Source organism: Streptomyces sp. NPDC045899 (assembly GCF_056431485.1).
The window spans coordinates 55,339-77,989 of the sequence record NZ_JBWKKP010000029.1 but is presented as its reverse complement, the minus strand read 5'-3'; the positions used below and the strand labels follow the sequence as shown (position 1 = coordinate 77,989).

The window sequence follows — 22,651 nt, the reverse complement described above, 5'->3', positions numbered from 1 at the left end:
TCTGACCGCTCTCATGAGGCCCAGACGACCGACTGGAGTTCGCTGTACGCGTGCAGTCCGAACGAGCCGCCGTCGCGGCCCACTCCGCTCTCCTTGAACCCGCCGAAGGGGGTCTCGGGGTGGCGCTGTGCGGTGTTGACGCCCACGTTCCCGCTGCGCAGCCGGGCGGCGAGGGACCAGGCGCGGCCCGCGTCCGCGCTGAAGACGTAGTCGTGGAGGCCGTAGGCGGTGCCGTTCGCGATCCGCACCGCCTCGTCCTCGTCGTCGAACGGCAGGGCCACGACGACCGGGCCGAACACCTCCTCCCGGGCGATGGTCATCGTGGGGTCGGCGTCGGCGACGAGGGCGGGTGCCGCGTAGAAACCGGGCTTGAGGGCGGGGCGTTCACCGCCCGTGACGATGCGGGCGCCCTGTTCACGGGCTCCGGCGAGGTGGGCCTCGACACGGTCGCGCTGGGCTGCGGAGATCAACGGACCGACGACCGTGGAGTTATCCACAGGGTCACCGATCTTGAGTGACTCTGCGTAATGTGTGAGTGCGGCGACGACCTTCTCGTACAGCGATCGATGGACGAGCACGCGGGTCGGCGCCGTGCAGATCTGCCCACTGTGGAAGGAGAAGGTCGAACCGACCGCCCCGACCGCCGACGCGATCACTCGCTCGTCGGCGTCCCCCAGGACGATGGCCGCGCCCTTGCCCCCGAGTTCCATCAGGGTGCGCTTCATCGACCGCCCCGCGGATTCGGCGATCTTCTTCCCCACGGTGGTGGATCCGGTGAAGCTGACCATGTCGACACCGGGGTGGGCGACCAGCGCCTCGCCCACCACCGGGCGCGAGCCGGTGACGACGTTGAAGGCACCGTCCGGGAGCCCGGCCTCCTTCAGCAGCGGGCCGAGTTCGAGACAGCACAGGGGATCCTGCGGGGCCGGTTTGGCCACGACCGTATTTCCCATGGCCAGGGCCGGGGCGACCTTGCCCGCGAGATTCGCTAGAGGGAAGTTGTAGGAGGTGATACAGGCGATGACACCCAGGGGGCGGCGGACCGCGGCCGCCCCGATGAGCCCGCCGGGCGCCAGCGGGGTGGCGGCCACGGGCAGCGGGGCCAGCGGCAGGGTGACCGGTTCGACGGCGCCGCGCGCGTAGCGGCGGAAGCGGTCGACGGCCGGGGGCACTTGCAGCGCCGAGGTGACGCGCAGCGTCGCGCCGGTCTCCGCCTGGAGCAGGGGCACCAGGTCCGCGGAGCGCTCGGTCAGCAGGGCGGCCACGCGGTCGAGTACGGCGGCGCGCTCCCGTGGGGCGGTGCGCGACCAGCCGTCGTACGCGGCGCGGGCGGCCCGGACCGCGGCGTCCACATCCGCCTCGGCCGCCTCGGGGGCGTGGCCGACGGTCTCCTCGGTGGCGGGGTTGAGCACCGGGTAGTGCCCCTGACCGGGCGCCCGCCAGGCGCCGTCGATCCAGTGTCCGTACCCGCTCTGCCGGTCTGTGGTCATCGGCGTGCTTCCTTGGGGAGGTGGAGTACCCGCTCGGCGATGATGTTGCGCTGGATCTCGTCCGAACCGCCGTAGATGGTGTCGGCGCGGGAGAAGAGGAAGAGACGCTGGGAAGCGTCGAGTTCATAGGGGTGTTCCGCGGTCCAGCACATCGGGCCCAGTGCGGCCGCCGCACCCCTGACCTCGACGGCCAGTTCGCCGAGGCGCTGGTGCCAGCCGCCCCACAGCAGCTTGGCGACGCTGGGCGCGCCCGGGTCCCGCGCGGCGCCGAGGGTGCGCAGGGCGTTCCAGCGCATCACCTTCAGCTCGGCCCACTGCCGCACCAGCCGGTCGCGCAGTACGGGTTCGCGGGCGGCCCCGGTCTCCAGGGCCTGTTCCACGACCCGGCCCAGCTCCTGGGCGAAGCCGATCTGCTGGACGAGGGTGGAGACCCCGCGCTCCACCGCGAGCAGGCCCATGGCCACCTGCCAGCCGTGGCCCGCGCCGCCGACGAGGTGTTCGGCGCGGGCCACGGCCCCGTCGAAGAACACCTCGTTGAACTCCGCGGTCCCGGTCATCTGCCGGATCGGCCGTACCTCGATCCGTCCCGGCTGGTCCATCGGCACCAGCAGAAAGGAGAGTCCGTGGTGGCGCTGTGAGTCCGGCTCGGTGCGCGCCAGTACGAAGCACCAGTCCGCCTCCTGGGCGAGGGAGGTCCAGATCTTCTGCCCGGTGATGCGGTAGCCGCCCCCGCCCGGGTCGCGGACGGCGCGGGTCCGCACCCCGGCGAGGTCCGAGCCCGCACCCGGTTCGCTGTAGCCCTGGCACCACAGCTCCTCGCCGTGCGCGATGGCGGGCAGGAACCGTGAGCGCTGGGCAGCGTCGCCGTAGGCGAGCAGAGTGGGCGCGAGGAGGTTCTCACCGATGTGCCCGAGCCGTGCGGGCGCCCCGGCCCGGGCGTACTCCTCGGCCCAGACCACCTGTTGGGTCAGGGTGGCGGCCCGGTTCCCGTAGGCCCCGTGCGTACGGTCCCAGCCGAGGCCGATCCAGCCGCCCGCACCGAGCGCGCGCTCCCACTCCCGGTGGGCGGCCGCCCGGCCCGCCTCTCCGGGCGCCAGTCCGCGCAGGGCCGCGAACCGGCCGGTGACCTGTTCGTCGAGCCAGGTCCGCGCCTCACCGCGGAACCGCTCGTCCTCCGCCCCGAAAGCGAAGTCCACGACCTCTCCCCTCTCCGATGTGGCCGTTCCCGACGGCGGAGTGGTTCCCGGTGGGGTCCTCCCCGGTGGGGTTTCTCCTCGGTGGGGTCAGGCGTTGGGGCGCTGGTTGTCCGCGGCTGCCCGGGCCATCTCCTCCAGCCGCGCCAGCATCGGCATCGGATCGGTGCCGACGGTGCCCGGGAGGAAATCGGCGATCTTCTCGGGGGTCCAGGCACCCTCCGTGTATCCGGCGCGGAGCTCCCGGGGCTGGGCCCAGACCGCGATCTTGGGACCCGCGATCGTGTAGACCTGCCCGGTGATCCGCTCGGCGCGGGCGCGCTCGCTCAGCAGATAGACCACGAGCGCCGCGACGTCCTCCGGTTCGCCGATCTCCGTCAGCTCCATCGGGACGTTGGCGGACATCCGGGTGCGGGCGACCGGGGCCACGCAGTTGGCGGTGACCCCGTACTTGTGCAGCCCCAGCGCGGCGCTGCGGACCAGGGAGATGATCCCGCCCTTGGCTGAGGCGTAGTTGGCCTGGGCGACGCTTCCCTGGTGGTTGCCGCTGGTGAAGCCGATCAGGGTGCCGGAGCGCTGCCCGCGCATCACGGCCGCGGCGGCCCGGAAGACGGTGAAGGTGCCCTTGAGGTGGGTGGCGACGACCGGGTCCCACTCCTCCTCGGTCATATTGAAGAGCATCCGCTCGCGCAGGATCCCGGCGACACAGACGACTCCGTCGAGCCTGCCGAACCGGGCGAGCGCGGTGTCCACGACGCGCTGACCACCGGCCATCGTCGAGACGTCGTCGGCGACGGCGACCGCCTCACCGCCCGTGCCGGCGCCCGTGCCCGTGCCGTTCGGCCCCATCGCCTCGATCTCCTTGACCACGGCCTCGGCGACCTCGCTGCTGGGCTCGGCCCCCTCGATCGAGACCCCGTAGTCGTTGACGACGACCTTCGCTCCCTCGGCCGCGCAGGCGAGGGCCACGGCCCGGCCGATGCCGCGCCCGGCCCCGGTGACGGCGATCACCTTGCCGTCCAAGAAGTTGCCCACGTCGCGTCCCCTCCCGGAGTATCTGACGGTCCGTTAGATTTTTGAGCAGAGGCGGCCCGAGTACAAGCCCCCGAACGGAAACCACGGAGGAGACGCCATGTCGCTGCCGGCCGAGTTCCACGAGATCGCGAAGCGCGTCAACAACTGGGGCCGCTGGGGGGCCGCGGATGAGATCGGCACCCTCAACCTGATCACCGACGAGGTGGTCCGGAACGCCGCGGCGACGATACGGACCGGCCACCGCGTCCCCCTCGCGGTGCCGTTGCGCGAGGACGGCGTACAGACCGGGATGATCCCCGGGCGGATCAATCCCCTGCACACCATGGTCGCCGTCAACCGGGAGATGTTCGGCCCGGGCACGGTCGCCACCAGCGACGACGCGGTGACCATGGGGCTCCAGGCGGGCACCCACTGGGACGGGCTCACCCATGTCTCGCACTCCGGCAGGATCTACAACGGCCGCCCCGCCGACTCCGTCACCGCCCACGCCCGCGCCGCGTTCAGCGGGATCGACACGGCGCGCCACATCGTCTCCCGCGGTGTGCTGCTCGACGTCGCCCGCGCCCGCGGCACCGACCGGCTCCCGGAGGGACACCCGGTCACCCCCGAAGACCTCGACGCCGCCGAGGAGCTGGCCGGGGTGCGAGTGCGCTCCGGCGACATCGCGCTCATCAGGACCGGTCAGATCCAGCGCTGTCTGGCGGGTGACAGGGAGGCCTATGCGTTCCCCTCACCCGGACTGTCGATCCGCACCCCGGAGTGGTTCCACGCACGGGACGTGGCGGCGGTCGCCAATGACACGCTCACCTTCGAGATCTTCCCGCCGGAGATCGAGGAACTGTGGCTGCCCGTGCACGCCCTCGACCTCGTCGAGATGGGGATGCTGCAGGGCCAGAACTGGAACCTGGAGGAACTGTCGGCGGTCTGCGCCGACGAGGGCCGCTTCACGTTTCTGCTGTCGGCCACACCCGAGCCGTTCACCGGCGGAACGGGCTCCCCGGTCGCCCCCGTGGCGATCCTCTGACGGCCCCGCGATCACCGGCCCGCGACCCTGCGGCCATCGCGAACGCCTCCGCCCCGCGGCCGTCACGGCCGCGCGGCGCACGCCGGAACGGCGCGAGGGGGCGGGCGGGTCAACGGGCGGCGGTGCGCCGATGCACACCCCGAGCACGGCACCGCGCACCGCCACCCGGCTCCGGCGCTGAGCCCTGTTCAGCCGCCGGGCCGCGACCCGCACTCGCCGAGGAACGACTCCCTGGACACAGAGCCCACAGAGTCACCAACGCCCTCGACGTCCCCTCGCGACGAATCGCTGATCCTAGAGTGATCAACCGACCACGTCACGTCAACACCTGGTCTGGACTTTGTCGAGTCCGCCCCATATGTGAGGGCGCGTGAGCGGTGCCGTGTGCGGCCAGGCAGGGATCGTCCCGCCGACCGCGGTCGATCTCGCACCAGATGCGCTTGCCCGCGCCCTCCGGCTGCCAGCCCCAGCGGTCGGCGAGTCCGTCGACCAGCTCCAGGCCACGGCCGTTGGTGGCCTCCTCATCGGCACAGCGCTGCCGCGGCGCCCGGGTGCTGGCGTCCGCGACCTCGACCCGGACCGTCTCATAGCCCGGCCCCTTGCCGGTGAACGCCCCACCGCCACCGGCCGCGCTCCCACCGCCGCCGCTCCCGGCACCTCCGCCCGCGGCGGACTGTGCGGGGAAGAGCATCCGCAGCACCGCGGGACAGCCCGTATGCACCACCGCGTTGGTGACCAGCTCGGAAATCAGCAGGACCAACGTATCGGCCAGCGCCTCATCGGCCGCGATCCCGGAACCGGCGAGACGCGAGCGCGCCCATCGACGGGCCCTGCTCACCTCCGCGGGGTCTGGTTTGACCTCCATCTGCATCTGAAGCACCTGCACCGCTCACACCATCCGAACCGGCGGACACATCGCCTCGTACCTCCAAGAGGTCACGGACCGTGACTCCCTTGCGAGACAGCATGGTTGACGTACAGTCACCCCAACAAGCGCTTCGGTCATATTCCAGCGCCAAGGAGTATGCGTGGGGCATACTGTGCGACGCGCAGTACGCGGACTCGAACATCGAGTCCGGAGCGCCGCACACCCCGCGCGACCGGGGCACATCGCCATGCCCGGAGTCGCCCCACGGGCAACACCGGGTTTCTCGCACCCCATAAGCGCTCGCACCCAACGGAGAGTACCCGAGCACGGGCCCGACTCCCCCCTGTGACGAGTCACGCCTAGGAAACAACCCGGTATCAACGCTCGGTCACCTCTAAGCCCAGGGACTTCCCCGAAGATTGCGACATCCCAACAATTCAGGCGTATCCCCTGAGCTCGGCTACAAACATCGTGCACCGGTCGACATCAGACCAGCGGCGAGTTCTTCCTCGGCCGCCGCGGCGGTCTGCCACTGCTCGGCCCTCACCCACGCCCGCTTCAGATGCAGATGGACATCAGCCTCCCAGGTGAAACCCATCCCGCCGTGGACTTGCAGACAATCGCGGGCATTACGGACAGCGGCCTCATCCGCCAGCAATACGGCGGCGGCGATGTCCCCCGGGTCTTCGGTGACCGCGGCCGCGTACACCACACTTCTGGCTGTTTCCGCGCGGACCAGCATGGACGCGCACAGATGCTGGACCGCCTGGAACGCACCGATCGCCCGGCCGAACTGGACCCGCTCCCGGGCATGGGCGACCGCCGTCTCCACCGTCCGCACCGCGCTGCCCAGCTGCTGGGCGGCGGTCAACAGGGCCGCCTCGCGCCGTAGCCGGGCGGCGGTCCCGCACCCCGCGCCTCCCCCGCGCTCCCCGGATGACCGTTCCCCGGCCGGCGCCGGCGCAGCATCCCCGCACACCCGGTGCAGCGGGGTGGCCGGGTCCACGGACCGGACGGCCTCGGCCGACGAACCGATCTCCTTGGCGGTGCGGATCCCGGCGTCCCCCTCGCCGAGCACCAGCACCGCGTCGGCCGACGCCAGATGTTCGACCAGCACCGCGCCGCCCTGCCCGGCGCCCGCCGCGTCGAGCGCCGTCACCACGGCCTCCCCTCCGGCCGCACCCGCGACCGGCGCACCGGTGGCCGCGAGACCCGCCGCCAGATGCGTCGCGGCCAACGGGCCCGGCAGCAGGGCCCGGCCCGCCTCCTCGAAGGCCAGCACCGCCTCCGGCAGTCCGAGCCCCACCCCGCCCGCCGCCTCCGGCAGCCGCAGCGCGAAGAACCCGGCCGCCCCCAGCTCCCGCCACAGCCCCCGGTCGACCGCACCCGCACCCGCGCCCTCCCCGGCCGCAGCACCCCCGACGCCCTCCGCGTCCACCACCGCCCGCAGCCGCGACCGCGGAAAGCGCCGTTCCATCAGCTCGCGCATCCCCGCCCGCAGCGCCCGCTGGTCCTCGGTGAGCGAGAAGTCCACGGTCCGGTCACCGCCCCTTCGGCAGGCCGAGGATCCGCTCGGCCACGATGTTCCGCTGGATCTGCGAGGTCCCGGCCGCGATCGTGTACGACAACGACGAGAGCCGGTCCACGACCCACTCCCGCCCCGCGTCGAGCGCGTCCGCCCCCAGCACCTCGGCGGCCGCGTCGTACAGCTCCTGCCGCACCTGGGAGAAGCGCAGTTTGAAGACCGAGCCGCCGACACCCGGCACCCCGCCCGTGCGCTGCGCCTCGCTCACGTTCCACTGGGTGAGCCGCCACAGGGCCGCGCAGTCCGCCGCCAGCCGCCCCAGCCTCCGCCGCAGGACCGGGTCGTCCCAGCGGCCGTTGGCCCGCGCCGTCCGCGCCAAGGACTCCAGAACCCGGCGGCAGGCGACGACCTCGCCCACGAAGGCGGTGCCGCGTTCGAAGGACAGGGTCACCATGGTCACCCGCCAGCCGTCGTTCTCCGCACCCACCCGGTTGGCCACCGGCACCCGCACCTCGTCCAGGAAGACTTCGGCGAACTCCGCGGTCCCGGCGAGCGTGCGCAGCGGCCGTACGGTCACCCCCGGCGCGTCCATCGGCAGGGCGAGCCAGGAGATGCCCCGGTGCCTGGGGGTGTCCGGGGTCACCGGCGCCGTGCGCACCAGCAGTTCGCACCAGTCGGCGACCTCCGCGTGCGAGGTCCAGATCTTGCTGCCGCTGACGACGTAGTCGTCGCCGTCCCGCACCGCCCGGGTGCGCAGCGCCGCCAGGTCGGATCCGGCCTCCGGTTCGGAGAAGCCCTGGCACCAGACCTCGTCGCCGCGCAGGATGGGCGGCAGCCAGCGGGCCCGCTGCCCGGCCGTGCCCTCGGCGGCGATGGTGGGGCCCGCGTGCAGCAGCCCCACGAAGTTGGCTCCCACATAGGGGGCGCCCGCACGCTCCGTCTCCTCCAGGAAGATCAGGTGCTGGGTGGGGGTGGCGCCCTGTCCCCCGGCCTCCCGCGGCCAGTGCAGTCCGGCGTACCCGGCGTCGTGGAGCATGCGCTGCCAGCCGCAGTCATAGGCGCGGCGGGCAGGCCAGTCGGCGGGGTCCGGACGGGGCGGCAGCGCGGGCAGGACCCGGCGCAGCCAGGCGCGCAGCCGGTGCCTGAAGTCCTCCTCGTCCTCGGTACAGGAGAGATCCATCGGCCACCGCCCGCCCTTCGCCTCTGATGGAGCGAATCTGATGGAACGTCAGATCAGCGTGACTCCGGAAGGCTAGTCCGCACCCTCTGGACCGACAAGGCCCGGAGCCCTACGCTTCCGGCACGATCTGACTAATCGTCAGCTTTGGCGAGTGCGTGCCACGGGAGGCCGGGATGACCGACACCGCGCGTGAACTCGGAAGCACCGCCCAGGAGCTCGGGCGATCGGCGACGTTGTGGGAGCTGCTGGAGCGGCGCGCCGCCCTCACCCCCGACGCCACCGCCCTGATCCAGGCCGGCGACGATCCCCGCCAGGACCGGCGGCTCACCTTCCGCGCCCTGCGCTACCGCGCGGAGCGCACCGCGGCCGGTCTCCACGAGCTGGGCGTACGCCCCGGTACGCGGGTCGCCTGGCAGCTGCCCACCCGGATCGAGACGGTCGTCCTGACCATGGCGCTGGCCCGCCTCGGCGCCGTGCAGTCCCCGCTGATCCCCTCCTACCGCGAGCGCGAAGTGGGGTTCGCGCTGCGCGAGTCCGGGGCGCGCTTCCTCGCCGTCCCCGGGCGCTGGCGCGGGTTCGACCACACGGCCCTGGCCCGTCGGCTCGCCGCCGCGCTGCCCGAACCACCGCTGGTCCTCCAGGCGTACGACACCCTGCCCGAGGCCGACCCCGAATCCGTCACGCTGCCGCCGCCCCCGGCCGACGGGACCGCGGTGCGCTGGATCTACTGGACCTCCGGCACCACCTCCGACCCCAAGGGCGTCCTGCACACCGACCGCAGCCTCATCTCCGCCGGGGCCTGTCTCGCCCACGCCCTGCGGCTCGGCCCCGGCGACATCGGCTCCATGGCCTTCCCGTACGCCCATGTCGCCGGACCCGACTACACCGTGATGCTGCTCCTCCACGGCTTTCCGGCCGTGCTGCTCGAACACTTCGCGCTGCCCGGCTCGCTCGCCGCGTACCGGCGGCACGGGGTGACGACCGCGGGCGGCAGCACCGCCTTCTACGCGATGTTCCTGGCCGAACAGCGCAAGGACCCGGCGCACCCGCTCATCCCCACCCTGCGGCTGCTCGCCGGCGGCGGCGCCCCCAAGCCGCCCGAGCTGTACTACGAGGTCACCCGTGAGCTGGGCTGCGTCCTCACCCACGGCTACGGCATGACCGAAGCCCCCATGATCACCATGGGGTCACCGGACGACACCGACGACCTGCTGGCGACCACCGAGGGACGTCCCCCGGCGGACATGGAGATCCGCGTGGTGGACGGGGAGGTACGGCTGCGCGGCGCGGCGGTCTGCGCCGGATACCTGGACGAGGCCCAGACCCGGGACGCCTTCGACGAGGACGGCTTCTTCCGCACCGGCGACCTCGGCCACCTCACGGAAGGCGGCCATCTCGTCCTCACCGGGCGGGCCAAGGACATCATCATCCGCAAGGGCGAGAACATCTCGGCCAAGGAGGTCGAGCAACTGCTGTACCGGCACCCGGACGTGGGCGACGCCGCCGTGATCGGACTGCCGGACCCGGCCCGTGGAGAGCTGGTGTGCGCCGTCGTCGAACAGCCCGCGGGGGCCCCGCCGCTGACGCTCGAGGCCGTGACCGCGCATCTGCGGGACGCGGGACTCAGCGTCCACAAGCTGCCGGAACGGCTGGAGCTGGTGGACGCACTGCCGCGCAACCCGACACTCGGGAAGGTGCTCAAGTACCGGCTGCGGGAGCGGTTCGATGGCGGCGCCCCGGCCCCCGAGCCCTCGGCCCCGCCGGTCTAGCCCGTGGTGCTGTAGGTCGCCGTCGCCTGCTCGAAGTAGCGGGCGACCGCGCGGCGTTCATCGGACGGGCCGATCACCAGCACCACGTGGTACCGGCCGTCGATCAGCATCGCGAGGTTCCGGGCGTAGACATCGCGCCCGCTGCTGTCCCGCCAGCTGAACTCGCCCTCCGCCATGGCCGTACGGCCGACGTCGATCCGCCGCAGCCCCGAGGACGAGGCCCAGGAGGAGCCGCGGAAGGCGGCGAGCTCCGCCTCGCGGTTCTGCTGGTACGCCATGGGGTCGCCGCCGAACTCCGACGCCCGGTCCCGTCCTGCCACCACCAGCAGCTCGAAGTCACCGCCGAGGTAGCGGACCTGCCCGCGCCCGTTCTCCCCCCGCCGCGTCCAGTCCTCGTCCACCGCGACCTTGAAGCCCTTGGGGTCCTTGCGGACCACGAAGCCCTTCGCCACCCCCGCCGGTTGGGTGGACTGCGGCTCCGGCGAGTCCCCCTCGGCGCCGGACGACGCGGATCCCGCCGGATCGTGGGGAGCGGTGGGCGCGGTGCTCTGCGCGCCCGCCGAACCGGTACGGTCCTGGCCGCCGGTCTCCTTGTCACGCGGCATGAACATCGTCGCGTAGAGCACCGCCGCAGCCAGCGCGAGCAGTATCAGCAGCAACAGCACCCGGCCCAGCTTGCGCGGCTCGCGCGGCTCCTCGGCCGTACTCCGCACCGGCTGCTGTGCCGCCGTACGGTCCTCACGCGGCGTCCGGGCCGCTCTCGGCGGTCTGGGCTCCCGCGGCTGTCTGGCGCGCTTGTGGCGGCCGTGCGCGGCGGCCGACGGGGCGGGGCGGCCCCGCCCCCTGCGCACCAGCCAGCCGCGCCGGCGCACGACCGGCAGCCGACGGGGGTCGGACGTACCGCCCGGCCCGATCGACGGCACGGTGACGGTGCGGCTGCCCACATCCGGTTCGGGCGCGGAACGGATCAGCGAACGCAGCCAGCCGCGCAGCTCCTCGAAGTCCGGCCGCTCGGTGGGGTCCTGGCGCAGCAGCGACTCCACGACGGGACGCAGCGGACCGCACTCCTCCGCATATGCCGGGGCCTCCGCGCACACCATCTGAACCAGTTCGGCGGCGTGGTCCTCCGGGTACGGGGCATGGCCCTGGACGACGCGGTAGAGCAGGACGCCCAGCGCCCACAGATCCGCGGCCGGGCCGACGGGGGCCGCGAGCCGCCAGTTCTCGTGGACCGCCACCGCCTGCTCGGGCGCCCAGCGTTCGGTGACCGCGCCCACCACGACGATCCGCGCCTGCCGGGCCCGTTCGGCGGCCAGTGCGGTGCCGGGACCCCGGCCGGAGGCGGTACCGCCCGAAGCACCGTCGGTGTCCCAGGAACCCCCACCGGTGCCCGGACCGGCGTCCTCCCGCTCGCCGGGCCAGGGCGCGCCGTCGGTGACGAGGTCCTGCCCCGGGTCCCGCTCCTCCGCGTCCTCGTCGAATCCGGCCTCGTCGTACGGGTCCGCGTACGTGTCCGGGGACTCGCCGCCCGCGCGGGCCGCGGCCCGCGCTCCCGCCGCGTACGCCGCGATGGCACTGGCCCGTGCCGCGCGCGCGGCCGCGCCCTGCGGATCGGTCCCGCCACGGTCCGGTTCGCCCTCCCGCGCCCCCGGCAGCCAGGGCATGCCCGGATCGCGCTCGACCGCGGTGGGGCCACCGGGCCCGCCGGGAACGCCCGTTGCGCCGTTGCCACCCGCCGGGCCCCGCTCGGGGGCCGTACGCGGGCCGGGAAAGCCACCGGCCACGCCCTGGTCCCGGTAACGCGGTCCGGCACCGCGCTCCGCCGCCGGATCCGACGGCGCGGCCGGAGCGGGGATCGCCGCCGCGGGAGCGGGAATCGCCGGGGGCGGTTCGTCGGCCGGGGCGTCGTCCTCGTCGGCGCCGGAGGGCGGCGGCACCGGGTCGTAGCCGCACAGCGCCTCCTCGGCGGCCCCGGCCGCCAGACCGGTCAGCATCGCGCGGCCGTCGTCGCACAACAGGACGGTGCGCGTGGTGATGTTGCGATGGGTCCAGCCGTGGGCGTGCAGGGCGCGCAGCGCGGTCAGGATGTCGTTGGCGATCTCGGCGGCACGGTGCGGGGAGAGCGTCCCCTCGGCGAGCAGCGCGGCGAGCGGACGCCCCGCGACCAGTTCGCTGACGATCCACAGGCTGCCGGACTCGGCGAAGACATGGAAGACCTGTCCCAGCCGTGGGTGGTCGGGGAGCCGGGCAGCCGCCGTCGCGGCGACCATCGCGCGCCGTACCGCCGGATCGGCGCCCGCCGCCGTCCCGTCGGCCAGGCTCCCGCCCGTCCAGCCCCGGTCGCCCTCGCCCACCACTTCGGCGTCGACGACCTCCGGAAGCGGTATCTGCCGCAGATGGACTTCCTGCCCGCTGTAGGTGTCGAAGGCGCGGGTCTCGACGAACTCGTACTCGTCCGCGGGTGGCAGGGGCAGGCGATAGCGGTCGGCCAGCACCCGACCGGCGTACTCGTCCACGACGCCTCCCCGAGCACGGATGTCACGCACTCATCAGCACAGCCGGAAACCGTCAAGTACGGTCATTTTGCCGGTCCATACGGCTGCGCACGGTCCACGGCCTCTCACGATACGTGCCCGCGCGGCGCTTCGCCGACAGGAGTGCTCAGTCCGTGACGTCGAAGGTCTTGAAGGCGGTGTCGCGCAGCGTCCTGCACTCCTTCTCGTCCCACTTGGACGCCTCGCACGTGACCACGATGGCGAAGCCGTGGGTGCTGTCCACCTTGAACCCGCGGTTGATCGCCCGGACCCGCTTGCCGCCGGTCTCGTACTCGAACTTCCAGTCCGCGACCGTCGGATAGCCGTGCCAGTCGATCTCCTTGACGCCCAGACCCCTGTAGTTGGTCATCCGGCCCGGGGCGCCCTTCTCGCTCGCGCGCCAGTCCGCCGCCGCGTCGTCCCGGGGCGCATCGGTGAAGTCGATCTGGATACGCGGAACGGTGGAGCCGCCGTAGTACCTGCGGCTTCCGGCGTAGCTCCCGGGGTGGACCTGCCAGTTGTCCGGCATGGCCATGGTGAAGGGGAAGTCGGTGCCCTTGAACATCTTGTAGCCGTCCGGGAGCGAACCGCTCTCCTTGCCCCCGCCCTTGCCGCCGGAGTCCTCGCCCTTGCCGCCGCCCTCGTCGTCCGAGCCCTTGCCGCCGCCCTTGCCGGAGCGGTCGTCCTCGTCCGACCCCTTGCCGGACGCCTCCGACCCCGGGGACTTCCGGTCCGCCCCGCCGGTCCGCGCGGCATCACCCTTCTGGCTCTTCGCCTCGTCCCCGGCACCGGCCGAAGCGGCCTTGTCGCCACCGGAGGTGCCCTTGGCGCCGTCGTTGCTGTCACCGTTGTCGAGGGTGATGACCAGAACGACGGCCAGGATCGCGAGGACCACGGCCACGGCGATGATGATCAGTGTGCGCCTGGGCACCACATCGGTGAGCGAGGCGCGCGGCGGCTCGGGCGGCTCCGGGTTGACCGGGGACCGGGACGACGACGCGGAAGCGGCCGCTGCCTTCTTCTTCGCGGCGGCTTGTTTCGCGGCGGTCTTCTTCCCGGCGGCCGCCTTCTTCGCCGCCGCGGACCCGGCCGCCCCTCCGTCACCCGACGCGGAACCGGAACCTGACGCGGTCTTGGGGGACTTGGCCCCCGACCCCGCGGCGGCCGCGGCACCGGCGCCCGACGACCCCGATCCCGAACCGGACTTCCGCCCGCTCTCCGACCGCTTGGCCGCCGAGGCCGCCGCCGCGTTGCGCACCGAACGCAGCGCGCCACGCCTGCGCTCCGATACGGCCGACTCCTTGGCCTTGGCCGCGGCCTCCTCCTCCGCCGACGGGGCGGGCGGCAGCGTCATCGTGCGGGTGGCATCGGCGGGCGGCGGGGTGGCGGAGCCCTCCGGGGCGCTCAGCGCGTCCTCCAGGAGCGCTCGCGCACCGGCGTCGTCCAGCCGGCGGTCGGGGTCCTTGTCGAGCAGGCCGTAGATGACCTCCTCCAGCGGACCCGCGTTCTTCGGCGGCTCCACCGGCTCGGTCATCACGGCGGTGAGCGTGGCTATGGCGGTGCTCTTGTCGTAGGGCGGTACGCCCTCCACCGAGGCGTACAGCAGACCGCCCAGCGACCACAGGTCGGCGGGCGGGCCCGGCTTGTGGCCGCGGGCGCGTTCGGGAGAGATGTAGGAGGGCGCGCCGACGAGCATGCCGGTGGAGGTGACCGACGGGTCGCCCTCGACCTGGGCGATACCGAAGTCGGTCAGCACCACCCGGCCGTCGTCCGAGATCAGCACGTTGGACGGCTTGACGTCGCGGTGCAGGATGCCCGCCTGGTGGGCGGCGCGCAGCACATCGAGGACGGCGAGGCCGACCTCGGCGGCGCGGCGCGGGGTGAGCGGGCCGTCGTCGCGGACCACATCGGCGAGCGAGCTGCCCTCGATGAGCTCCATGACGATCCAGGGCCGGTCGTCCTCGTCGACCACGTCATAGACGGTGACGGCCCCGTTGCTGCGGATCCTGGCGATCGCCTTCGCCTCGCGCAGCGTACGGGTGATGAGCCGTCTCTTCTCGTCCTCGTCGACGCTGGACGGGAACCGCAGCTCCTTGACCGCGACCGTACGGCCGAGGGTCTCGTCGCTCGCGCGCCAGACCGTTCCCATGCCGCCCTGCCCGAGGATCTCCCCGAGCCGGTACCGACCGGCGAGGAGGCGCCCGGTCGAGCCCTGCGTCTTCTCCGCCTCCGACATGCGACCCCTCTGCAAATCAACCCACCCTGAACCCACCCTGGGAGAGCGACCATTGTCTCTCATCCGCGGACCCGCGGAAGTCCGGGGTCCACGGCGCGGCGCGCCGCCCTCCGCGACACCTGCGAACATCGCTGTATACGCAGAGAAGGAAGGCCCGTGTCATGCCCATCTCCGCCCTACGATGGCACAGGCGGAGCGGTGTGCCGACCGGCCCCGTGCGGCCGGCCGCGGTGACGGCCGCGCTCGCCGTCACTCTTTCGGCCGCGCTCTCCGGCTGCGGCCACGGCGGCGCGAACGGCGGTGCGGGCGGGGAGACACCGGCGAGCGCGCGGGCGTCCCGGGACGCCGCGGTACGGACGGCGCTCCGCGCGCTGATGGCCGACGGGGCCGCACCGGGCGCGGCGGTGCTGGTCCGGGACGGACGGGGGACGCGGTTCACCGCGGTGGGCGTGGCCGATGTCCGCACCGGACGGCGGATCCACCGGAATGACCACTTCCGCGCGGGGAGCCTCACCAAGACCGTCATCGCGGCGACCACGCTGCGGCTGGCCGCCCAGGGACGGCTGCGGCTCGACGACAGCGTCGCGAGCCAGCTGCCGGGGCTGGTGACCGGTCAGGGGAACGACGGGCGGCGCATCACCATCCGTCAGCTGCTCACCCACACCAGCGGTCTGTACGACTACACCGCCGACCCCGGGTTCGCCCGGCAGTTGTCCGCCGCCGGGAGCCGCACCCGTACCCCGGCCTCGCTGGTCCGCATCGCCGTCTCCCACCGCCCGTCCTTCCGGCCCGGGACCGACTGGCGCTACTCCAACACCAACTACGTCCTGCTGGGCATGGTGATCCAGCGGGTCACCGGCCGTCCGTACGCCGAGGAGGCACGGCGGCTGGTGCTGCGGCCGCTCGGTCTGGACGCCACGTCCTTCCCCGGCACCCGCACCACGCTTCCCGCTCCGCACGGCCGCGCGTACTCCGGGGCGGACGGCGCCCGACGGGACATCACCGACCTCAACCCCTCGGCGGCGGGGGCCGCGGGCGAGATGGTCTCCACCCTCGACGATCTGAACCGGCTGGTCGCCGGGGTCCAGCGCGGCCGGCTGGCGGGCAGCGCCGGGCTGCGCACACTGCGGGACACCTCGGCCTCCCACGGCCGGTACGGCATGGGGCTGTTCCCGGTGCGGCTGCCCTGCGGGATCACCCTCTGGGGGCACAACGGGGAGATCCCCGGGTCCTACGCGCTGGCCGTCTCCACCGCGGACGGGCACCGCGCTCTCGCCTACCGGCTCAACAGTGGCGCCCGGCCCTCGTCCGCCGATGAATCGGCCCTGCTCAAGGCCGCGTTCTGTCCGCGCAACACGGCGCGCCACTCGTAGAAGGCGGTAGCCGGCTTCCCCTCCGGCAGTCGCGGCCGGGCGGCGGCCCGGCCCGGCCGCGAGACCACCGCGCTCAGAGCGGGATGATGTCCGGCGCGCCCAGCCGGGCGGCGTCGGCCGTCAGATCGTCCGGCTGCCGCTGCGACTCGCGTTCGGCCTCCACCCGCTTCTCGTAGTGCTCGACCTCCTTGTCGATCTGCTCCTGGCCCCAGCCCAGCACCCCGGCCATCAGCTCGGCCACCTCGCGCGCGGTGCGCGTACCGCGGTCGAAGGTCTCGATGGAGATGCGGGTGCGGCGGGTGAGTACGTCGTCGAGGTGGCGGGCGCCCTCGTGGGAGGCGGCGTAGACGGCCTCGGCGCGCAGATAGTCGTCGGCGCCCTGGAGCGGTTCGCCGAGGGAGGGGTCCTGGGCGATCAGCTCCAGCACCTCGTCGGCCAGCGCGCCGTAGCGGTTGAGCAGATGCTCCACCCGGGCCACATGGAGCCCGGAGCGGCAGGCGATCCGGGCCCGCGCGTTCCACAGCGCCTTGTACCCCACGGCACCGACGAGCGGCACCTCCTCGGTGACGCACGGCCCGACCCGGCGGTCGAGGCCGTGCACCGCCTCGTCCACCGCGTCCTTGGCCATCACCCGGTAGGTGGTGTACTTGCCGCCCGCGACGACCACCATGCCCGGTACGGGGTGGGCCACCGTGTGCTCGCGCGAGAGCTTGCTGGTCGCGTCGGACTCCCCGGCCAGCAGCGGGCGCAGCCCGGCGTAGACCCCCTCCACGTCATCGCGGGTGAGCGGTACCGCCAGCACCTCGTTGACATGCTCCAGCAGGTAGTCGATATCGGCGCTGGAGGCGGCCGGATGGGCCTTGTCCAGGTCCCAGTCGGTGTCGGTGGTGCCGACGATCCAGTGACGGCCCCAGGGGATCACGAACAGCACGCTCTTCTCGGTGCGCAGGATCAGCCCGGTGGTGGAGTGGATCCGGTCCCGGGGCACCACGAGGTGGATCCCCTTGGACGCGCGGACGTGGAACTGGCCGCGCTCACCGATCAGCGCCTGGGTCTCGTCCGTCCACACCCCGCTGGCGTTCACCACCTGACGGGCGCGGACCTCGAACTCACCGCCCTGCTCCAGGTCGTGCACCCGGGCGCCGACCACCCGCGCGCCCTCCCGCAGGACGCCGACCACCCGCGCCCGGTTGGCGACGTGCGCGCCGTAGCGGGCGGCCGTCCGCACCAGGGCGGTGACGAAGCGGGCGTCGTCCACCTGGGCGTCGTAGTACTGCAACGCCCCGACCAGGGTGTCCTTACGCAGGCAGGGGGCCACCCGCAACGCCTTGGTCCGGGTCAGATGGCGGTGCACGGGCAGTCCGCGGCCGTGTCCGGAGGAGACCGACATCGCGTCGTAGAGCGCGACCCCCGCCCCCGCGTACAGCCGCTCCCAGCCCCGGTGCTTGAGCGGGTAGAGGAACGGCACCGGCTTCACCAGATGCGGGGCGATCCGCTCCAGCAGCAGTCCGCGCTCCTTCAGGGCCTCCCTGACGAGGGCGAAGTCCAGCATCTCCAGATAGCGCAAGCCCCCGTGGACCAGTTTGCTGGACCGGCTGGAGGTACCCGAGGCCCAGTCGCGGGCCTCGACCAGACCGGTCTCCAGACCGCGGGTCGCGGCGTCCAGCGCGGTGCCCGCACCGACCACCCCGCTGCCCACGACCAGCACGTCCAGCTCACGGTCCGCCATCCGGGCCAACGCCTCGCCGCGCTCGGCCGGTCCCAGTGCCGGTGTCCTCACCGCTGCCTCCCGTTGTGATCGACATCACGTCGCACGTGCAGAGATTTTCCTGGCTTTCTCCTCGCCATGCCATGGCGCTGCTCCACCCACTGCCGCAACACCGGACCAACACCCCCCACCAATACTGAATACGAGTCATATTTCCGCTTAGTCTGCCTTTGCGCCATCCGGAATCACCTCGGGAAGGACGGCTCGCAGTCATGCCCGCAGATCTCGCCGTCATCGGACTCGGCCATCTCGGTCTCCCCCTCGCCCAGGCCGCCACCGCCGCCGCCATCCGCACCGTCGGCTACGACCCCGATCCGCGCCTGATCGCCGATCTGCGGGCCGGCCGGCTGCCTTCCGGGGCCGGGGACGGCCGGCTGTCCACCGCCGATCTGCGCCGGATGACCGCCGGTGGCTTCCAGGCCACCGCGGACCCCGCCGAGCTGGGCCGGGTCCGTACCGCGGTGATCTGCGCCCCGACCCCGCTGGGCGAGGACCGCAAGCTGGACCTGACGGCGGTCGCCGAAGCGGCCCGTACGCTCGCGGCACGGCTGCGGCCGCACACCACTGTCCTGCTGGAATCCACCGTGTACCCCGGCACCACCGAGGAATTCCTGCGTCCGGTTCTGGAGCGGGGTTCCGGACTGCTGGCCGGACGCGATTTCCACCTGGCCTACTCCCCCTGCCGCCTCGACCCCGGCAACCGCGCCCACGGCCCGGCCAACACCCCCAAGGTGATCGGCGGCCTCACCCCCGCCTGCACCGAGGCCGCCGCCGCCTTCTACGGCCGGTTCACCGAGAAGGTGGTGCGCGCCCGCGGCCCCCGCGAGGCGGAGACCGTGAAGGTCCTGGAGACCAACTACCGCCACGTCAACATCGCCCTGGTCAACGAGATGGCCGTGTACTGCCACGACCTGGGTGTGGACCTGTGGGACGTGGTCCGCTGCGCCGAGACCAAGCCCTTCGGCTTCCAGGCGTTCCGCCCCGGCCCCGGTGTCGGCGGCCACGGGGTGGCCGTCGACCACGACCACATGGCCTACCAGCAGCGCGGCCTCGGACTCCCGCTGCGGATGGTCGAGCTGGCGCAGGCGGTCAACGGGCGGATGCCGCGCTATGTGACCCAGCGCTGCACGGCCCTGCTCAACGAGTACGGCAAGTCCGCGCGCGGCGCCCGGGTCCTGCTGCTGGGCGTCGGTTACAAGCCCGATATCGCCGACGAGGAGGGTTCGCCCGCCCGGGAGATCGCGTCCCGGCTGATGGACCTGGGCGCCGAGATCAGCTACCACGACCCCTACGTACCGCAGTGGCGGGTGCGGGGACAGCGGGTGGAGCGCGCGGACGGGCTGTACGAGGCGGCGGCCGACGCGGACCTCACCGTGCTGCTGCAACACCACCGGGCGTACGACCTGCAAGGACTCGCGGTGAAGGCCCAACTGCTGCTGGACACCCGTGGGGCGAGCCCGGCAGGCACCGCCCACCGGCTCTGACGGCGGGGCGCCACGGCCGGGGGCGGGCGGCGGAACCGTCCGCCCCGCCGAGGTGCGCGCCCCGCCCCCGGTCCATGGCGGCCCGGCTAGGCGACGCCCGGCAGCTCCTCCGTCAGATACCGCTGGACCGTGGCCCCGACCGTGTCCACCACCACCTCGCGGTCCAGCGAGGCCAGCGGCTGTATCTCCAGCACATAGCGGGTGAGCGCGAGCCCCACCAGCTGGGAGCCGATCAGCCCGGCCCGTACCTCCGGGCGCGGTCCGCCCGCCCGCTCGGCCACCCGGCCCAGCACCTCACGGGCGATGAACCCGCGCACGGTCCGCGCCGACGCCGGGTGCGAGACCGCCGAGCGCAGGATCGACAGCAGCTTGGCCCGGGTGGGTTCCTCCTCCCATAACCGCAGGAAGGCCCGGACCAGCCGTTCCCCCAGCTCCTCCACCCCGCCGTCCAGGACCGGACCGAGCAGCAGCTCCGGGCGCATCGCGTCCCGCATACAGGCGGCGAACAGACCCTCCTTGGAGACGAAGAAGTGGTGGACCAGGGCGGCGTCGACCCCCGCGGCCCTGGCGATCGACCGCACCGAGGCGCCGTCGAAGCCGCCCTCCGCGAACATCCGCTGGGCCACCCCCAGGATGGTGTCGCGACTCTCCGTCGCGCCGGGTCTCCGGCCGGTGCGCTTGCGGACCTCGATGGTCATGCGGCAACCTCCACGGCTTCACGGCCTTCACGGCTCATTGCTGCTGTTCACGGCAGTCACGCCGGACGACGCGGATGACGGCATGCGGCGTGTCGGAAACCGCCCCACTGTACGGCCCCGGCCCCCTACCGCCAGGGGGCCCGGACACGGCCGCCGGCTCACGCCCTGCGCGCGCGCCGCAGCCGGACCGTCGCGGCCAGCACGATCAGCAGCACCCCGCCGCCGACGAACGCGATGGCACCGGAGGGCACCGAGCGCACATCCGCGGTGAACGTCATCGGCTCGCCCCAGGGCCTGCCGTCCGCGGTGGTGTGGAGCCGGGCGGTCAGCCGCACGGGTCCGTTGGCGTACGCGCTCACCCGGACCCGTACCGTCCGGCTCACCGCCCGGTCCGCCCGGACCCGCACCGAGCGGTCCAGGGTGCTCAGCCGCTCCGGACGGCTGGAGAGCACCCGCAGTTCGACCCCGGTGAGGTCCTGCTGGAGTCCGTTGTCGACGGTGACCGGGATGACCGCCGTGCCCCCGGCCACCACCACCTTCGCCTTGGGCACCAGCCGCACCGAGCCCATCGAGGCGGTCAGATAGCGCGCCACGCCCCGCTGGTAGGCGTCGCCGCCCGCCGCGTCGCCGCGCCAGGCGGTCGACAGGGAACGGGCCATGGCGGCCCGTACGGAGGCGGTGGTGGCCCGGGCGTCCGACAGCACCTTCGCCAGCGCCCACAGCCGCCGCCGGTCCCGGGCGACGGCCGCGAGCCGGGCGGGCGGCAGCTCCGAGGCGCGCAGCCCCACCGGATAGCCGTCGTAGTTCCGCACCTCGCCCGGCTCCGGTTCGCGCAGGGCCACCTCGAACCGGGTGGGCTCCAGCCAGCCGGCCTTCTGGCCGTCGGCGAGCGCTCCGAGCAGGACGTCCGCGGTCGCGACGGGCATCCGGCGCGGTGGCACCACCACCAGGTCGCGGCGTGCGTACGGCAGTTCCCGTACGGCGGTCAGCGTCTCGGCGAGCAGCCGCTGCCGCAGCCGCAGCCCGGCGGCCGCTCCGGAGGCGGACTCGCCGTGGGAGCCCTGGAGGCCCTGGGAGAGCAGGGCCGCGATGGTGGTGTCGTAGGTGAGCGCGGTCGTCCCGCCGCCGAGCGCCACGGCACCGTCGTCCGTCGCGCCCCCGGCGACCAGCGCGGCGGACGGGCCGACCGTGCCGCCGGAGGCCAGCACCGTGCTCAGGCCCAGCCGCCGGGTGTACGCGGCGATCGCGCCGTCCACGGCGCCGCCCGCGGGCCAGGCCACATCGGCGCGGGCATGAGTGGCCAGCGCCCGGTCGACGACCGTCCGGCCCGCCCGGGACGACCGCCGCAACAGCCCGGCCAGCGACTCGTCACCGGCGCGTGCGAGGGAGGCCAGGTCCGGGTCCGCGTACGGCAGAGCGATGACGTCCCGGCCGTGGACCGCCTTGCGCAGCGCGGCCAGCCAGTCCGCGGCCGCGTCGCCGCCCTCGCCCTCGGTGGCGTCCTGCGGATCGGTGCCGCCGGGGGTCCTGGCCACTCGGTAGCCGTCGGCCATGGCCTGCGCCTGGACGATGAGATCGGGGTCGATCACCCAGGTCACCGGCTGGTCCCGGCCCGCCTCGACCAGCCGCCGCAGTCGTCCGCCGGGGCCGAGGGACGACGTCAGCGCGTCGTCGCGGAACACCGGCAACGCCTGGTCGGAGGTGCGCCGGGTCAGCGCCTCCATATGCGGGACATCGGTGATCGGCCACAGGACGGTGGTGTGCAGCGGCTCCAGACCGGTGCCGTCGGGATAGGCACAGAGGTAATCGCGTGTCAGCCCGAGGACCGTGCCGTCCTCACGGGCGAGGTCCACGGTGAGCGCGAACGCCCCGGGTCCGTCGAGGCCCAGGTCCGGTACGGGCACGGTGAGCCGGAAGCGGTGCGCGGCGCCGGGCGCGAGGGCGGCGACCCCGGCCGTGCGGTCCGGTACGGACGGGCCGTCGGCGCGGCCCAGGACGGTGCGTCCGGCCACGGCGGCGAGTCCGCCGCGGGTGTCGATCGCCCCTTGCGCACCGATCCGCACGCCGAGGCGGCCGGCACCGATCCGGCGGCCGGAGGTGTTGGTGACGGTTCCGCTGATCCTCAGCTCCCCTCCCTGCCGCACCACCGAGGGGTTCAGCGACTCCAGTTCGACGGAGGTCGGATAGGACACCCGGCTGACGGACCGTGGTCCGGCGGGTCCTTCGGGTCCGGTGGGCAGCGCGACGGCGGAGGACAGGACGGTGGCCAGCGCGGCCAGGACGGCGACGGCCACGCCGACCGCTCGTCCGTGTGCCCCGCGCAGGACTGCCGTCACCTCGACGCCCGCACCTCCCGTCCGCCCGCGCCGCTCGGGACGCGGTGCCACCAGCCCACCACGGCCACCGCACCGCCGCACGCCCGGACACCCCGGCCGGGGGCCGTCGGGGCGCGGCGGGACACCGGAAGGCGGCGA

Annotated in this window: 15 protein-coding genes; 4 read left to right on the top strand and 11 right to left on the bottom strand. The window is 73.4% G+C overall.

Annotation, left to right across the window (positions count from 1 at the left end):
* Window positions 1-11: 11 nt before the first annotated feature.
* The 3 genes from AC07FT_RS31510 to AC07FT_RS31500 form a co-directional block, all read right to left on the bottom strand.
* Complete coding sequence (locus tag AC07FT_RS31510) at window positions 12-1,490, bottom strand: aldehyde dehydrogenase family protein (RefSeq protein ID WP_479179396.1); 1,479 nt, start codon at window positions 1,488-1,490, stop codon at window positions 12-14.
* Window positions 1,487-2,686, bottom strand: a complete 1,200-nt coding sequence (locus AC07FT_RS31505; protein WP_479179395.1) for an acyl-CoA dehydrogenase family protein — start codon at window positions 2,684-2,686, stop codon at window positions 1,487-1,489. The genes AC07FT_RS31510 and AC07FT_RS31505 overlap by 4 nt, the downstream gene beginning before the upstream one ends.
* An 87-nt stretch (window positions 2,687-2,773) precedes the next feature.
* Window positions 2,774-3,718 carry an SDR family oxidoreductase gene (locus AC07FT_RS31500; RefSeq protein ID WP_479179394.1) on the bottom strand — a complete coding sequence of 315 codons (945 nt, stop codon included), beginning with the start codon at window positions 3,716-3,718 and terminating at the stop codon, window positions 2,774-2,776.
* A 97-nt stretch (window positions 3,719-3,815) separates the two neighbouring features.
* Between AC07FT_RS31500 and AC07FT_RS31495 the strand changes: the two genes are divergently transcribed.
* Window positions 3,816-4,742 (top strand): cyclase family protein, encoded by a 927-nt coding sequence (locus AC07FT_RS31495; protein ID WP_479179392.1) that lies wholly within the window; start codon window positions 3,816-3,818, stop codon window positions 4,740-4,742.
* A gap of 316 nt (window positions 4,743-5,058) precedes the next feature.
* Here AC07FT_RS31495 and AC07FT_RS31490 read toward each other — a convergent pair whose 3' ends face one another.
* The 3 genes from AC07FT_RS31490 to AC07FT_RS31480 form a co-directional block, all read right to left on the bottom strand.
* Window positions 5,059-5,628, bottom strand: coding sequence for an ATP-binding protein (locus AC07FT_RS31490; RefSeq protein ID WP_479179390.1), 570 nt, complete (start codon window positions 5,626-5,628; stop codon window positions 5,059-5,061).
* A gap of 442 nt (window positions 5,629-6,070) precedes the next feature.
* Window positions 6,071-7,144 (bottom strand): acyl-CoA dehydrogenase family protein, encoded by a 1,074-nt coding sequence (locus AC07FT_RS31485; protein ID WP_479179389.1) that lies wholly within the window; start codon window positions 7,142-7,144, stop codon window positions 6,071-6,073.
* Window positions 7,145-7,151: 7 nt separating this feature from the next.
* Window positions 7,152-8,315: an acyl-CoA dehydrogenase family protein gene (locus tag AC07FT_RS31480; protein ID WP_479179388.1), complete on the bottom strand. Its 1,164-nt coding sequence runs from the start codon at window positions 8,313-8,315 to the stop codon at window positions 7,152-7,154.
* A gap of 173 nt (window positions 8,316-8,488) precedes the next feature.
* Here AC07FT_RS31480 and AC07FT_RS31475 point away from each other — a divergent pair, with 173 nt between their 5' ends.
* Window positions 8,489-10,084, top strand: coding sequence for a class I adenylate-forming enzyme family protein (locus AC07FT_RS31475; RefSeq protein ID WP_479179386.1), 1,596 nt, complete (start codon window positions 8,489-8,491; stop codon window positions 10,082-10,084).
* On the opposite strand, the gene AC07FT_RS31470 is transcribed toward AC07FT_RS31475, so the two are convergent.
* On the bottom strand, window positions 10,081-12,600 hold the full coding sequence (locus tag AC07FT_RS31470; RefSeq protein WP_479179385.1) for a protein kinase domain-containing protein: 2,520 nt from the start codon (window positions 12,598-12,600) through the stop codon (window positions 10,081-10,083). The genes AC07FT_RS31475 and AC07FT_RS31470 overlap by 4 nt on opposite strands.
* A gap of 145 nt (window positions 12,601-12,745) precedes the next feature.
* Window positions 12,746-14,854 carry a serine/threonine-protein kinase gene (locus tag AC07FT_RS31465; protein WP_479179384.1) on the bottom strand — a complete coding sequence of 703 codons (2,109 nt, stop codon included), beginning with the start codon at window positions 14,852-14,854 and terminating at the stop codon, window positions 12,746-12,748.
* 200 nt (window positions 14,855-15,054) lie between these two features.
* On the opposite strand from AC07FT_RS31465, the gene AC07FT_RS31460 reads away from it, so the two are divergent.
* Window positions 15,055-16,227: a serine hydrolase domain-containing protein gene (locus AC07FT_RS31460; protein WP_479179383.1), complete on the top strand. Its 1,173-nt coding sequence runs from the start codon at window positions 15,055-15,057 to the stop codon at window positions 16,225-16,227.
* Window positions 16,228-16,300: 73 nt separating this feature from the next.
* On the opposite strand, the gene AC07FT_RS31455 is transcribed toward AC07FT_RS31460, so the two are convergent.
* Entirely contained in the window at window positions 16,301-18,007 is a 1,707-nt protein-coding gene (locus AC07FT_RS31455; RefSeq protein ID WP_479179381.1) for a glycerol-3-phosphate dehydrogenase/oxidase, read from the bottom strand.
* 200 nt (window positions 18,008-18,207) lie between these two features.
* On the opposite strand from AC07FT_RS31455, the gene AC07FT_RS31450 reads away from it, so the two are divergent.
* Entirely contained in the window at window positions 18,208-19,479 is a 1,272-nt protein-coding gene (locus tag AC07FT_RS31450) for a nucleotide sugar dehydrogenase (RefSeq protein ID WP_479179380.1), read from the top strand.
* Between the two features lie 86 nt (window positions 19,480-19,565).
* Here the strand turns inward: AC07FT_RS31450 and AC07FT_RS31445 are convergent, their stop codons facing one another.
* Both AC07FT_RS31445 and AC07FT_RS31440 read right to left on the bottom strand, forming a co-directional pair.
* Window positions 19,566-20,177 (bottom strand): TetR/AcrR family transcriptional regulator, encoded by a 612-nt coding sequence (locus AC07FT_RS31445; protein WP_431775468.1) that lies wholly within the window; start codon window positions 20,175-20,177, stop codon window positions 19,566-19,568.
* 158 nt (window positions 20,178-20,335) lie between these two features.
* Window positions 20,336-22,564 (bottom strand): DUF6049 family protein, encoded by a 2,229-nt coding sequence (locus AC07FT_RS31440; RefSeq protein ID WP_479179379.1) that lies wholly within the window; start codon window positions 22,562-22,564, stop codon window positions 20,336-20,338.
* Window positions 22,565-22,651: the final 87 nt, after the last annotated feature.